The 12,877-nt window shown below is 73.1% G+C and carries 13 protein-coding genes; 11 read left to right on the top strand and 2 right to left on the bottom strand.

Annotation, left to right across the window (positions count from 1 at the left end):
- Window positions 1-62: 62 nt before the first annotated feature.
- Both CGE01nite_RS09905 and CGE01nite_RS09900 read left to right on the top strand, forming a co-directional pair.
- Entirely contained in the window at window positions 63-983 is a 921-nt protein-coding gene (locus CGE01nite_RS09905) for a tyrosine recombinase XerC (RefSeq protein WP_141370628.1), read from the top strand.
- Window positions 984-995: 12 nt separating this feature from the next.
- A complete protein-coding gene (locus tag CGE01nite_RS09900) occupies window positions 996-1,967 on the top strand; it encodes a FliA/WhiG family RNA polymerase sigma factor (protein ID WP_174773433.1) in 972 nt (323 codons plus the stop codon).
- 30 nt (window positions 1,968-1,997) lie between these two features.
- Here CGE01nite_RS09900 and CGE01nite_RS09895 read toward each other — a convergent pair whose 3' ends face one another.
- Window positions 1,998-2,648 (bottom strand): murein hydrolase activator EnvC family protein, encoded by a 651-nt coding sequence (locus CGE01nite_RS09895; RefSeq protein ID WP_082156193.1) that lies wholly within the window; start codon window positions 2,646-2,648, stop codon window positions 1,998-2,000.
- A gap of 423 nt (window positions 2,649-3,071) precedes the next feature.
- Between CGE01nite_RS09895 and rpsB the strand changes: the two genes are divergently transcribed.
- From rpsB to dxr, 8 genes are all read left to right on the top strand, one after another.
- Window positions 3,072-4,004 (top strand): 30S ribosomal protein S2, encoded by a 933-nt coding sequence (rpsB, locus tag CGE01nite_RS09890; protein ID WP_141370626.1) that lies wholly within the window; start codon window positions 3,072-3,074, stop codon window positions 4,002-4,004.
- A gap of 50 nt (window positions 4,005-4,054) precedes the next feature.
- Window positions 4,055-4,900, top strand: a complete 846-nt coding sequence (gene tsf, locus CGE01nite_RS09885) for a translation elongation factor Ts (RefSeq protein ID WP_048342311.1) — start codon at window positions 4,055-4,057, stop codon at window positions 4,898-4,900.
- 82 nt (window positions 4,901-4,982) lie between these two features.
- Window positions 4,983-5,729 carry a UMP kinase gene (gene pyrH, locus CGE01nite_RS09880; protein ID WP_048342310.1) on the top strand — a complete coding sequence of 249 codons (747 nt, stop codon included), beginning with the start codon at window positions 4,983-4,985 and terminating at the stop codon, window positions 5,727-5,729.
- Between the two features lie 144 nt (window positions 5,730-5,873).
- Window positions 5,874-6,431 carry a ribosome recycling factor gene (gene frr / locus CGE01nite_RS09875; protein WP_048342309.1) on the top strand — a complete coding sequence of 186 codons (558 nt, stop codon included), beginning with the start codon at window positions 5,874-5,876 and terminating at the stop codon, window positions 6,429-6,431.
- Window positions 6,431-7,279: a phosphatidate cytidylyltransferase gene (locus CGE01nite_RS09870; protein WP_048342308.1), complete on the top strand. Its 849-nt coding sequence runs from the start codon at window positions 6,431-6,433 to the stop codon at window positions 7,277-7,279. Before frr ends, CGE01nite_RS09870 begins: the two co-directional genes overlap by 1 nt.
- Window positions 7,280-7,300: 21 nt before the next feature.
- Window positions 7,301-8,422, top strand: coding sequence for a dual-specificity RNA methyltransferase RlmN (gene rlmN, locus CGE01nite_RS09865; protein WP_048342307.1), 1,122 nt, complete (start codon window positions 7,301-7,303; stop codon window positions 8,420-8,422).
- The gene (locus CGE01nite_RS09860) at window positions 8,419-8,973 is read left to right on the top strand and encodes a DivIVA domain-containing protein (RefSeq protein WP_048342306.1); all 555 of its coding nucleotides are present in this window, start codon (window positions 8,419-8,421) and stop codon (window positions 8,971-8,973) included. The genes rlmN and CGE01nite_RS09860 overlap by 4 nt, the downstream gene beginning before the upstream one ends.
- 8 nt (window positions 8,974-8,981) lie before the next feature.
- Window positions 8,982-10,169, top strand: coding sequence for a 1-deoxy-D-xylulose-5-phosphate reductoisomerase (gene dxr / locus CGE01nite_RS09855; protein WP_141370624.1), 1,188 nt, complete (start codon window positions 8,982-8,984; stop codon window positions 10,167-10,169).
- A 30-nt stretch (window positions 10,170-10,199) separates the two neighbouring features.
- Here dxr and CGE01nite_RS09850 read toward each other — a convergent pair whose 3' ends face one another.
- A complete protein-coding gene (locus CGE01nite_RS09850; protein WP_141370622.1) occupies window positions 10,200-11,390 on the bottom strand; it encodes an NAD(P)/FAD-dependent oxidoreductase in 1,191 nt (396 codons plus the stop codon).
- Window positions 11,391-11,532: 142 nt separating this feature from the next.
- Here CGE01nite_RS09850 and CGE01nite_RS09845 point away from each other — a divergent pair, with 142 nt between their 5' ends.
- Window positions 11,533-12,852, top strand: a complete 1,320-nt coding sequence (locus tag CGE01nite_RS09845) for a M50 family metallopeptidase (RefSeq protein WP_048341269.1) — start codon at window positions 11,533-11,535, stop codon at window positions 12,850-12,852.
- Window positions 12,853-12,877 lie beyond the last annotated feature (25 nt).

Raw genomic sequence — 12,877 nt, 5'->3', positions numbered from 1 at the left:
GTTAGGCCGGACAGGTGAATGTGAGACTTGTTCGGCGCGTCGAAAACCGTCACGGTATCCGCATGGACGTGGCCGAGATCACCGCACAGGCGCCGGCTCGCGCGCGCCTGCTCGCGGACTACTCGGCCCATCTGACCCACGTGCGCGGCCTGTCGCCCCATACCGTACGGGCCTATCTGGGGGACATCGACGCGCTGCTGCGCCACGCGGCACGGCACGGTGCTCACGACCTCGCGGACGTCGATCTCGCGATGCTGCGCTCGTGGCTCGGTGCCATGGCCGCGCACGAGAGCAGCCGGGCGACCCTCGCACGTCGCGGCGCGAGTGCGCGGGCGTTCTTCTCCTGGGCCGCGCGTACCGGGCTGATCGCGACCGACCCGTCGCTGCGTCTGGCCACCGCCCGCGCCGGCGCGACCCTGCCGGTCGTCCTCTCGCAGGACGCCGCGCGCCGCGCGCTCGACGCGCTCGCTGGGCAGGCCGACCCCGCGTCCCCGTTGACCGTGCGTGACTGGGCGATCCTCGAGGTCCTCTACGGGACGGGGGTGCGGGTCGGAGAGCTGTGCGGCGCGGACGTCGTGGACGTGGACCTCGCGCAGCGGACCTTGCGTGTCACGGGCAAGGGCGACAAGCAGCGCGTCGTGCCGTTTGGCGTTCCCGCTGCACGTGCGCTCGACGCGTGGCTGCGCGTGCGCTCCACGCTCGCCGCCTCCGACGACGCGTTGTTCGTCGGAGCCCGCGGTCACCGGATCGACCAGCGTCAGGTGCGCACCGTCGTGCACCGTGCGACCGCTGCGACCGGCGTCGACCTCGCGCCCCACGGGATGCGCCACTCCGCGGCGACCCACCTGCTGGAAGGCGGATCGGACCTGCGCAGCGTGCAGGAGATCCTCGGCCACGCCAGCCTCACGACCACCCAGCGCTACACCCACGTATCCGCCGAGCGGCTTCGCTCGGCCTACGCGCAGGCTCACCCGAGAGCCTGAGGACGGACGACCATGAGCATCCACGTGGACACCACGCCCGCGCTGCGCGCGGTCGGCCAGGGCAACGCCGCCCCGGCCGGCACGATCCCGCAGCAGCGTGGTCTGCTCGTCGCCGAGGTGGACGACGTCGTCCCCGGTGTCGCGCTCGACGACGAGCCCGAGATCGAGCTCGCCGCGGTCGTCGTGCTCCCTGAGGTCCCGAGCCAGCGCGGTGCGCAGCCTGCGCCCGAGGTCACCGAGCTGTGGGTGGCGTACAAGGCGACGGGGGAGCGCGTTCACCGCGACGCCCTGATCCTGCACTACGCGTCGCTCGTCACGGCCGTCGCCGGCCGGGTCGGCATGCGCCTGCCCGCGACGGTCGAGCAGGCCGACCTGGTCTCCTACGGCATGTTCGGCCTCATCGACGCGATCGAGAAGTACCAGCTCGACCGCTCGGTGAAGTTCGAGTCGTACGCGTCGTCGCGCATCCGCGGCGCGATCATCGACGAGCTCCGCGCGATGGACTGGGTGCCGCGCTCGGTGCGGACCAAGGCCCGCTCGCTCGACCGTGCGTTCGCCGAGCTCGAGGCGACGCTGCACCGCGCACCGAACGAGGCGGAGCTCGCGGCGCACCTCGGCGTGCCCGTCTCGGACCTGCGTGCGGTGTGCTCACAGCTGTCCACCTCGAACCTCGCGGCGCTCGACGAGCTCCTGGGCGGCGAGGACCGGGCAGGCGGGGTGTCGCTGGGCGACACGCTCTGCGACGACCGCATCATGGACCCGGCCGGCACGCTCGCGGACGCGGAGACGGCGCACCTGCTGTCGCGTGCCATCGAGCAGCTCGGCGAGCGTGAGCGGATCGTCGTCGTCCTCTACTACTACGAGGGCATGACGCTCGCGGAGATCGGTCGGGTGCTCGGGGTGACCGAGTCGCGCATCTCGCAGATGCACACGGCGGCGATGACGCGGCTGCGCACGCGGCTGACGGAGGCCGAGCGCTACTGACCGTCGCCGGCAGCGGCCGCAGCGCGGGGGTCACCCCGGCAGCAGCACGACCGGCCCGGCTGGTCCGACGAGCGAGAGCGGGTCGACGTACCGCGTCGGCGCCGTCCGCACGCCCCAGTGCAGGCAGGTGACCGGCGCGCAGTGCCCCGCCGCGTCCACCACCCCGACGCCCGCGCCCCGGGCGACGCGCGTCCCGACCGCGACGGACGGTCGCACGGGTTCGAGGCTCGACGTGAGCCCGTCGTCGTGCCGCACCGTCACGACACCTCGCCCCGCGACGTCGCCCGCGAACGCGACGACCCCCGCCTGCGGGGCGACCACCGGCCCGCCCGGCACGACGGCGAGGTCGACCCCGCGGTGCCCGGCCGACCACGGCTGCGGGGGCGGCTCGAACGCCCGCACGACGTGGGTGCCCGGGGCGGGCAGCACGTAGCGCGCCGCCTCCGCCGCGCGTGCCGGTCCCGCGTCCGCGGTGGCCTCTGCCGGGGCCGCCCGGGCGGGCGCCGGTGCGCACGCGGCCGGTGCGAGCAGCAGGAACGTCAGCAGCAGGCGGCCCAGGAGCGGTCGACCCGGGAGCGGTCGACCCGGGAGTGCGCGGTGCAGGAGCGGTCGACCAGGGAGCGCGCGGCGGGAGGACGAACGGCTGCGCGGGGCTGGTGGTCGGGTGGACGTCGGCGGCATCCGTCGAGCGTGCCCGGGCGGCGCCGCACGCCGTGCCGCGAACCTGCGCACCTGTGGACGCGTGCCGGACCGACGAGGGCTGGGGGCGGGTCGTCGCGCGACGTGTTCTGAGAGGCGACGGGAGCACGCGACCGGAGCAGGCGGCGCCTCGTCCACGACCACGGCGAGGGTGGGCTAGACTTCTGGCGCGACCGGTGAGAGCCGGTCGACTTCGCGCGCCATCATTCCTGAGGTCCGACCTCGGGGGCGTGCCCGTACAGGTCCGTGAGCGCCGGGTGACCGGGACTCACGGTGCGGGCCGTCGTGGCGCCAGGGGCACCGGCATCCGCCGGCGCCGACAAACCGCATCGCGGGAGCGCACCACGTGCCGCTCTCGCTCGACGTGCGGGCCGCTCGCTGCGGCTCGCCACGGAAGGAAGTGCCATGGCCGTCGTGACCATGCGCCAGCTGCTCGAGAGCGGTGTCCACTTCGGGCACCAGACTCGCCGCTGGAACCCCAAGATGAAGCGCTTCATCTTCACCGAGCGCAACGGCATCTACATCGTCGATCTGCAGCAGTCGCTGACCTACATCGACCGCGCGTACGACTTCGTCTCCCAGACGGTCGCCCACGGCGGGACGATCCTGTTCGTCGGCACCAAGAAGCAGGCGCAGGAGCCCGTCGCCGAGCAGGCCGCGCGCGTCGGCATGCCCTACGTCAACCAGCGTTGGCTCGGTGGCATGCTCACCAACTTCTCGACCATCCACAAGCGGCTCCAGCGCCTCAAGGAGCTCGAGCAGATCGACTTCGACGACGTCGCGGCCTCGGGCCTGACGAAGAAGGAGCTGCTCGTCCTGCGTCGCGAGAAGGACAAGCTCGCGAAGACGCTCGGCGGCATCCGTGACATGGCCAAGGTCCCCTCGGCCGTGTGGATCGTCGACACGAACAAGGAGCACCTCGCGGTCGACGAGGCGCGCAAGCTGGGCATCCCGGTCGTCGCGATCCTCGACACGAACTGCGACCCCGACGTCGTGGACTACCCGATCCCGGGCAACGACGACGCCATCCGCGCCGTGCAGCTGCTCACCCGCGTGATCGCGGACGCCGTGGCCGACGGCACGCTCAAGCGCCACTCCGGCAAGACCTCCGCCGAGGGCGGCGCGGACGCCGAGGCCGAGCCGCTCGCCGAGTGGGAGCGCGAGCTCCTGGCCGGTGCCGAGGCCGGTCTGGCCGAGGCCGCGCCGGTCGCCGCCGAGGCCCCCGCCGCTGAGGCGCCGGTCGTCGTCGAGGCCCCGGCCGCCGACGAGGCTCCGGTCGCCGACGAGGCGCCCGCCGCCGAGGCCCCCGCGGTCGACGCGCCGGCCGACGAGGCCTGAGCTCACCGCACGTCCGCAGACAGCTCCATCGACAAGAACGGACACCACTGATGGCGAACTACTCGCTCCAGGACATCAAGGACCTGCGCGAGAAGACCGGCGCCGGCATGCTCGACGTCAAGAAGGCGCTCGAGGAGGCGGAGGGCGACGCCGAGAAGGCGCTCGAGATCATCCGCGTCAAGGGCCTCAAGGGCGTCGGCAAGCGTGAGGGTCGCTCCGCCTCGGACGGCCTGGTCGCCGCGCACGTCGGCCCCACGGCCGACGGCGAGGGTCAGACCGGCGTGCTGGTCGAGGTCAACTCCGAGACGGACTTCGTGGCGAAGAGCCAGCCGTTCATCTCGCTCGCGGAGCGCGTGCTGGCCGCTGCGGTCGCCACGGGCGCCCGTGACGCGGACGCGCTGACGTCGGCCGAGTTCGAGGGCACGACCGTCCAGAACATCGTCGACGAGACCGCGGCCACGCTCGGCGAGCGCATCGTCGTGCGTCGTCTGGCCCGCGTGGCCGGCGAGCACGTCGAGGTCTACCTGCACAAGGTCAGCAAGGACCTGCCCCCGCAGGTCGGCGTGCTCGTGGCGACGGACGCGGCGGGTGCCTCGGTGGCGCGCGACATCGCGACGCACATCGCGGCCTACTCGCCGCAGTTCCTCTCGCGCGACGAGGTCCCCGCGGACACCGTCGAGAGCGAGCGGAAGATCGCCGAGGAGACGGCGCGCAACGAGGGCAAGCCCGAGGGTGCGCTCCCGAAGATCGTCGAGGGCCGTCTGAACGGGTTCTTCAAGGAGAACGTGCTGCTCGACCAGCCGTTCGCCAAGGACCCGAAGAAGTCGGTCGGCCAGGTGCTCACGGAGGCCGGCGGCACGCTGTCGGCGTTCGTGCGCTTCCGCGTGGGAGCCTGATCCCACCACCCGTACGGTGGCCCCGGCCCATGGCCGGGGCCACCGGCGTACGCAGGACGTTGCCGACCGCCCAGGAGGCGTAGTGAGCCCGGACCCCACGACCGATCCGACCCGCGTGGTCCCCGCTCGGCGGGTCCTGCTCAAGCTCTCCGGCGAGGCGTTCGGCGGTGGCGCCGTCGGCCTCGCGGTCGACGTGATCCGTCGGGTCGCCGAGGAGATCGCGGTGGCGGTGCGCAGCGGGGTCGAGGTCGCGATCGTCGTCGGCGGCGGCAACTTCTTCCGCGGCGCCGAGCTCGCGGACAGCGGCATGGACCGCGCACGCGCGGACTACATGGGCATGCTGGGCACCGTCATGAACTGCCTCGCGCTGCAGGACCTGCTCGAGCAGGCCGGTGTCAGCACCCGCGTGCAGACCGCCATCACGATGGGTCAGGTCGCCGAGCCGTACATCCCGCTGCGGGCGATCCGGCACCTGGAGAAGGGCCGCGTCGTCATCTTCGGCGCAGGGGCCGGCATGCCGTACTTCTCGACCGACACCGTCTGCGTGCAGCGCGCCCTGGAGACCCACTGCCAGGAGGTGCTGATGGGCAAGAACGGCGTGGACGGCGTGTACAGCGCGGACCCGCGCCGCGACCCGGACGCGCGTCGCCTCGACCGGCTCACCTACACCGACGCGATCGTCGGCGACCTCGGCGTCATGGACCAGACGGCGTTGTCGCTGGCCCGCGACAACGACGTCCCGATGCAGGTCTTCGGACTCGAGGGCGCGGGAAACGTCACGCGCGTCCTGCAGGGTGAGAAGATCGGCACGATCGTCACCGCGAGCTGAGCCGGTCCGAGCAGTGCCGGGGCGCGAGCGCCACCAGGACGCCGCAGCCTCGCAGCTCCGCCCGACGGACGCGAGCCCGACCACGCACCACCAGGCAGTTCGACACCCGGACGCCGCCCACGACACGCAGAGCAAGGAGCACCGGTGATCGACGAGACGCTCTTCGAAGCCGAGGAGAAGATGGACAAGGCGATCGAGGTCGCCAAGGACGACTTCGGCACCATCCGTACCGGCCGCGCCAACGCCGCGATGTTCTCCAAGATCTTCGTCGACTACTACGGCGCCCCGACGCCGCTGCAGCAGCTGGCGTCGTTCAACGTCACCGAGGCGCGCACGATCCTGGTCTCGCCGTTCGACAAGTCGTCGACCACGGCGGTGGAGAAGGCGCTGCGCGACTCGGACCTGGGCGTGAACCCGACGAACGACGGCAACGTCATCCGCGTCGTGCTGCCCGCCCTCACGGAGGAGCGACGCCGGGACTTCGTCAAGCTCGCGAAGCACAAGGCCGAGGACGCCCGCATCGCGGTGCGCTCGATCCGTCGCCGCGCCAAGGAGGAGCTCGACCGCATCGTCAAGGACGGTGAGGCCGGCGAGGACGAGGTCGCCCGCGCGGAGAAGGAGCTCGAGTCGCTCACGAAGAAGCACGTCGACCAGATCGACCACCTCCTCGTGGCCAAAGAGGCAGAGCTCCTCGAGGTCTGATGACTCAGCTCGCTGCCCCCAGCAAGACGCGACCGGGACGCGACCTCCCGGTCGCGATCACGGTCGGCCTCGGCCTGCTCGCGGCCGTGGTCGCGGCGCTGTTCATCCGCAAGGAGGCGTTCGTCGTCCTGGCGGTCCTGGCGGTGTGCGCCGGCCTCTGGGAGCTGGCGCAGGCGTTCACGCGCCGCTCGATCCACCTTCCCCTGCTGCCGCTCCTCGTCGGGGCGGTCGGCATCCTGGTCTCGGCCTACACGGCCGGGGCTGAAGCGCTCTTCGTCTCGTTCATGCTCACGGTCGGCGGCGTCATGGTGTGGCGCGTGCTCGACGGGAGCGGTGACCGCGCGCTGCGCGACATCGTCGGCGGTGCGTTCGCGGCCGCCTATCTGCCGTTCCTCGCGGGCTTCGTGATGCTCATGCTCGCCGAGCCGGACGGCCCGGCGCGCGTGATGGTGTTCGTGCTGCTCGTCGTCGCGAGCGACACGGGTGGCTTCGCGGTCGGCGTGCTGCTCGGGCGCCACCCGCTCGCGCCGTCGGTCAGCCCCAAGAAGTCGTGGGAGGGCCTGGCCGGGTCCGTCGTGCTCGCGTGCGTCGTGGGAGTCGTGAGCGTCCAGGTGGCGTTCGACGGCGAGCCGCTCGTGGGTGTCTTCCTCGGGCTCGCGACCGTCGTCAGCGCGACGCTCGGCGACCTCGCGGAGTCCATGCTCAAGCGCGACCTCGAGCTCAAGGACATGGGCCGGCTCGTCCCGGGCCACGGCGGTGTCCTCGACCGGCTCGACTCGCTGCTGCTCACGGCGCCTGCCGTCTATCTCATCCTCGCGCTGCTCCAGCCCGCGCCTCTCGCGTTCTGAGCACGCCCCCAAGGAGCTCTCGTGCCTGCCACCCCCGTCCGACTGGACCTGTCCTCTCCCGTGCGCGGTCCGCGCGGCAAGCCGCCGCGGCACTTCGTCGACCTGACCCCCGACGAGCGAGTCGCAGCGGTCACGGAGCTGGGGGAGAAGCCGTTCCGGGCCAAGCAGCTCGCGACGCACTACTTCACGCACCTGACGGCGGATCCCGCGGCGATGACCGACCTGCCGGCGGCGAGCCGCGACAAGCTCGTCGAGGCGCTGTTCCCCCGCCTGCTGACGAACGTCCGCACGCAGACCGCGGACGGCGGCACGACCGTCAAGACGCTGTGGCACCTCTTCGACAACGCCAAGGTCGAGTCGGTGCTGATGCGCTACTCGAACCGCACGACGCTGTGCATCTCGAGCCAGGCCGGCTGCGGTCTCGCGTGCGCGTTCTGCGCCACGGGCCAGATGGGCCTCACGCGCAACCTGTCGACCGCGGAGATCGTCGAGCAGGTGCGCGAGGCGGCGCGTGCGCTCCAGGCCGGTGAGGTCCCGGGCGGTCCGACGCGCCTGTCGAACGTCGTCTTCATGGGGATGGGCGAGCCGCTCGCGAACTACAAGGCGATCATGGCCACGGTCCGCACGCTCGTCGCCCCCGACGGTCTCGGCCTGTCCGCGCGCAACGTCACGGTCTCGACGGTCGGCATGGTCCCGGCGATGCGCAAGCTTGCCGACGAGGGCATCCCGGTGACGCTCGCGCTGTCGCTGCACGCCCCGGACGACGAGCTGCGCAGCGAGCTCGTGCCCGTCAACACGCGCTGGGACGTCGACGAGGCGCTCGACGCCGCGCACCACTACTTCGAGGTCACCGGTCGCCGCGTGTCGATCGAGTACGCCCTGATCAAGGACATCAACGACCACGCGTGGCGAGCGGACCTGCTGGGCGAGAAGCTCAACGCGCGCGGCAAGGGCTGGGTGCACTGCAACCCGATCCCGCTCAACCCGGTGCCCAACTCCAAGTGGACGGCGAGCGATCCCCGGGTCGAGCAGGAGTTCGTGGCACGCTTGCGTGCGCACGGGATCCCGACGACGATCCGGGACACCCGCGGCAGCGACATCGACGGTGCGTGCGGCCAGCTCGCCGCGGAGGAGGACGAGTGAGCGACGGGATGTTCCGAACGGTGTCCGGTCTGCGTTCGGGCTACGACCCGGCCGAGGTGGACGAGTTCTTCGAGCACGCACGCTCGCTCTACGAGAAGGGTCCGGCGGCCGCTCTCGCGGCCAAGGACGTGCGGCGGGTCGGGTTCGAGGTCGTCCGTGGCGGGTACGCGACGGCGGCCGTCGACGCGGCGCTCGACCGCCTGGAGTCGGCGTTCGTGGCGCGGGCGCGGGCCGAGTACGTCGCGCAGCACGGTCAGCAGGGGTGGATGGCGCAGCTCGGCGAGCAGGCGCGCACGTTGTACGGGCGCCTCGGTCGGCCTGACGGGGATCGCTTCGCGCCGCCCGAGGGCCGCGAGCAGGGCTACGAGCCCGCGGACGTCGACGCGCTGTGCCACCGCCTCGTCGCCTACTTCGACAAGGGTGCGCCCCTCACGTCGGGCGAGATCCGTTCGGCCACGTTCCGACGTCGCAAGGGCCGCAGCGCATACGGCGAGCCCGCGGTGGACGCCTTCCTCGCGCGCGCCGTCGAGGTGCTGCTCGGCGTCGAGTGACCACCTCGATGACGACGACGGGCGACGGCCCCCGGCGCGTGGTCCTGCTCGGCTCCACGGGGTCGATCGGCACGCAGGCGCTCGACGTGCTGGCGCGGCACCCGGAGGCGTTCGAGGTCGTCGGCCTGGCCGCCGGCGGGGGCGACCCGGTGCTGCTCGCGACCCAGGCGGTCGCGTCCGGCGCGCGGACGGTCGCGGTGGCCGACGAGAGAGCGGTGCACGCGGTCCGTGCAGCGCTCGACGCGGCCGGCGCCGGTGCCGTCGAGGTGCTCGCCGGTCCGGACGCCACGACCGAGCTCGCGGGGTTCGGCGCCGACGTCGTGCTGAACGGCATCACCGGGTCGGTCGGCCTGCGGCCGACGCTCGCGGCGCTGCGGGTCGGCAGCACGCTCGCCCTCGCGAACAAGGAGTCCCTCGTCGTCGGCGGTGCCCTCGTGCACGAGGCCGCGGTCCGTCCCGACCAGATCGTGCCCGTCGACTCCGAGCACTCGGCGATCGCGCAGGCGCTGCGGTCGGGCGCGTCGCGTGAGGTCGCGCGGCTCGTGCTGACGGCGTCGGGCGGGCCGTTCCGCGGCTGGGCGACCGACGACGTGAAGACGGTGACCCCGCAACAGGCTCTCGCGCACCCCACGTGGGCGATGGGACCCGTGGTCACGGTGAACTCCGCCACGCTGATGAACAAGGGACTCGAGCTCATCGAGGCCCACCTGCTGTTCGGCGTCCCCGCGGACCGGATCGACGTCGTCGTGCACCCGCAGTCGGTCGTGCACTCGATGGTCCAGTTCGTCGACGGCTCGACCATCGCGCAGGCGTCGCCGCCCGACATGCGGCTCCCGATCGCGCTCGGCCTGTCCTGGCCCGACCGGCTCGACGACGTGGCCGCCGCGTGCGACTGGACCAGCCCGACGGCCTGGACGTTCGAGCCTCTCGACGAGGAGACGTTCGGCGCGGTCCGGCTGGCGCGGAGGGCAGTCGCGGCGTCCGCGACGCACCCGGCGGTGTACAACGCGGCCAACGAGCAGTGCGTCACGGCGTTCCTCGCGGGCCGCATCGGCTTCCTCGACATCGTCACGACCGTCGAGCGGGTCGTCGACGAGCACGACGGCACGCCCGCGGGCTCGCTCACGCTCGACGGCGTGCTGGCGGCCGAGCTGTGGGCCCGCGCCCGCGCCGACGAGCTGCTCGCGCGCACGTAGTCGCACCCGCCGGGCGTGGACCGAGGCGGGTCAGCCGTGCTGGACCCAGGGCGCCGACGTCAGCGCCGACGGCGTGCCGGTGACGAGCTCGGCCACGGTCCGACCCGCGACGTTCGCCGCAGCCGGGCCGGTGCCGCCGCTGCGCGCCCAGACACGGTCGTCGACCAGCCCGATCGACGGCAGGGAGCCCGGGGCGGCGAGCGGCCGCAGCCAGGCGTGCGTGACGGGCACGTCGGTGAGCACGGGCAGGAGGTCGACGAGCGCCTCGTGCAGCGTCCGCGAGGAGCCGAGCGGGGTTAGCAGCGCGCCGAGCACGCGCGCCGCGCGGCGCCCGGTGGCCCGGGCGCGGCCGGCGACGAGCCGGTCGGACGCGGTGCGCACGAGGCGTAGACCGTCGCTGTGCGCGACCAGCTCGGCGCGTGGCAGGCCGATCGCCGCCCAGACCTCGGCGGGCAGCGGTGCGGTCGCGATCGTCGCGCCGCCCCGTGCGGGCGGCGCCGTCGGACGTGTGTCGATCACGGTGGCGGCCCGGACCGTGCCGTGCGCTGTCACGGCGGCGGCGGCGCTCACGCGTGCGACCGGCGTGCGGTCGACGACGCGCGCGCCGTGCGCCACGAGGACGTCGAGCAGCCCGCGCGCGAGCCGGCCCGGGTCGACGCGCGCGGCCTCGGGGGACCAGGTGCCGCCGAGCGCGTCGTCGATCTGCACGTGCGCGCGCAGACCGGTCGCGTCGAGCACGTGGGTCTCGTCGCCCCAGCGCACGGCCGCGGCGGCCTCCCGCTCGAGACGTGCGAGCGCCACGTCGTCGGCCGCGACGAGCACCTCGCCGCCGAAGGCGAACCCGCAGTCCACCTGCTCGACCGCGGCGACGCCCCCGACCTCCACGACCGCGTCGCGCAGGATCGCGCGCGCCTCGACCGCCGCGGGCGCGCCCCACCTGCGGGCGAGCGCGTCGCCGTCGAGACCCACTCGCGCCGAACACCCGCCGAGCCCGCGCTCGTCCTGGCCCGTGACCCCGGACTCGACGAGCACGACGTCGAGCGACGGGTCGGCCTCGAGCAGGTAGTACGCGCTCCACAGCCCCGTCAGGCCCGCGCCGACCACGACGACGTCGGCGGTCGTGTCGCCGTCGAGCGGCGCGCGGGGCGCGGCGTCGGCGTCCGCCCACGGCGCGGGGTCGTCGGGGCTGTCGATCGAGCGGGTGCGGGGCAGCGGGCTCACACGCCGATGCTCCCCGGCGCGCGTGCCGGGGACAACTCGCCACGCATGCGCTCCCGGTCACAGCGGAACCTCAGGTTCTCGGGGCAAGATGGTGCCCCCGTGCGCGCCGGTCCGGCTCCGGCGGGCACCGAAGGAGGATGGCGTGGCGTACCTGGTCGGCGTGCTGATCGCCGTGGTCGTGCTGCTCGCATCGATCGCGTTGCACGAGGTGGGCCACATGGTGCCCGCCAAGAGGTTCGGCGTGCGGGTGAGCCACTACTTCGTCGGCTTCGGCCCGACGCTGTGGTCGCGCACCAAGGGCGAGACGGAGTACGGCCTCAAGGCGATCCCGCTGGGCGGGTTCGTGCGGCTGGTCGGGATGTACGCACCGGCCGAGGCGGTCGGGCACCCGGCCGCGCGCACCTGGGCGGGTCGCCTCGCGCAGGACGCGCGTGACGCGAGCGCGTCGGAGATCCGCGAGGGCGAGGACGGCCGGGCGTTCTACCGGCTGTCGACGCCCAAGAAGCTCGTCGTGATGCTCGGCGGCCCGGTGATGAACCTGCTCATCGCGTTCGTCCTGCTGGCGATCGTGCTGCTCGGCTTCGGCGTCCCCGCGACGACCACGACCTTGAGCACGGTCTCGCAGTGCGTGATCCCCGCGGGTGACGCGTCCGACCGACAGTGCACGGACGCCGACGAGCCCGCGCCGGGGGCTGCCGCGGGCCTGCGCCCCGGCGACACGGTCGTGAGCTGGGACGGCACGGACGTGAGCTCGTGGGACGAGCTGACGACGCTGATCCGTGCCTCGGGCGGCGAGGCGACTCCCGTCGTCGTCGAGCGGGACGGGAGCCCTGTCGAGCTCACCGTGACCCCGGTGGTCGCGCAGCGGCCCTCGTACGACGCGGACGGCAACCCGGTCCTCGACGACGACGGCGAGCCCGTCACGGTGCCGGTCGGGTTCCTCGGGGTCTCGCCGACGACGGTGCGCGAGGCGACGAGCGTCGCCGAGGTGCCACGCGTGGTGGCCGAGCGCACGTGGCAGACCGCGACGGTCGTCGCGACGCTCCCGGCGCGCATGGTCGACCTGGTGCAGACCACGTTCGGGAGCCAGGAGCGCGGCACGGACTCGATCATCGGGATCGTCGGCGTGGGACGGTTCGCCGGTGAGATCGCGTCGGTTGAGGGCACGGGGATCGACTGGAGCGTGCGCCTCGCAGGGCTGCTCGAGATGCTGGCGAGCCTGAACATCGCGCTGTTCGTGTTCAACCTGATCCCGTTGCCGCCGCTCGACGGCGGGCACGTGGCCGCGGCGCTGTGGGAGGGCGCGCGGCGTCAGGTCGCCAGGCTGCGCAAGGCGCCCCGACCCGGTCCGTTCGACTCGGCCAAGCTCGTGCCGCTCGCGTACAGCGTGTTCGTCGTGCTCGGGGCGATGGGCCTGCTGCTCGTGTACGCCGACATCGTGAACCCGGTGACCATCACCTGATCGCCCGTGCGCGATCCCGAGCCCC

Source organism: Cellulomonas gelida (assembly GCF_006538725.1).
Classification (GTDB): Bacteria; Actinomycetota; Actinomycetes; order Actinomycetales; family Cellulomonadaceae; genus Cellulomonas; species Cellulomonas gelida.
The sequence above is the reverse complement of the archived record's forward strand: the minus strand, read 5'-3'. Positions and strand labels throughout refer to the sequence as shown.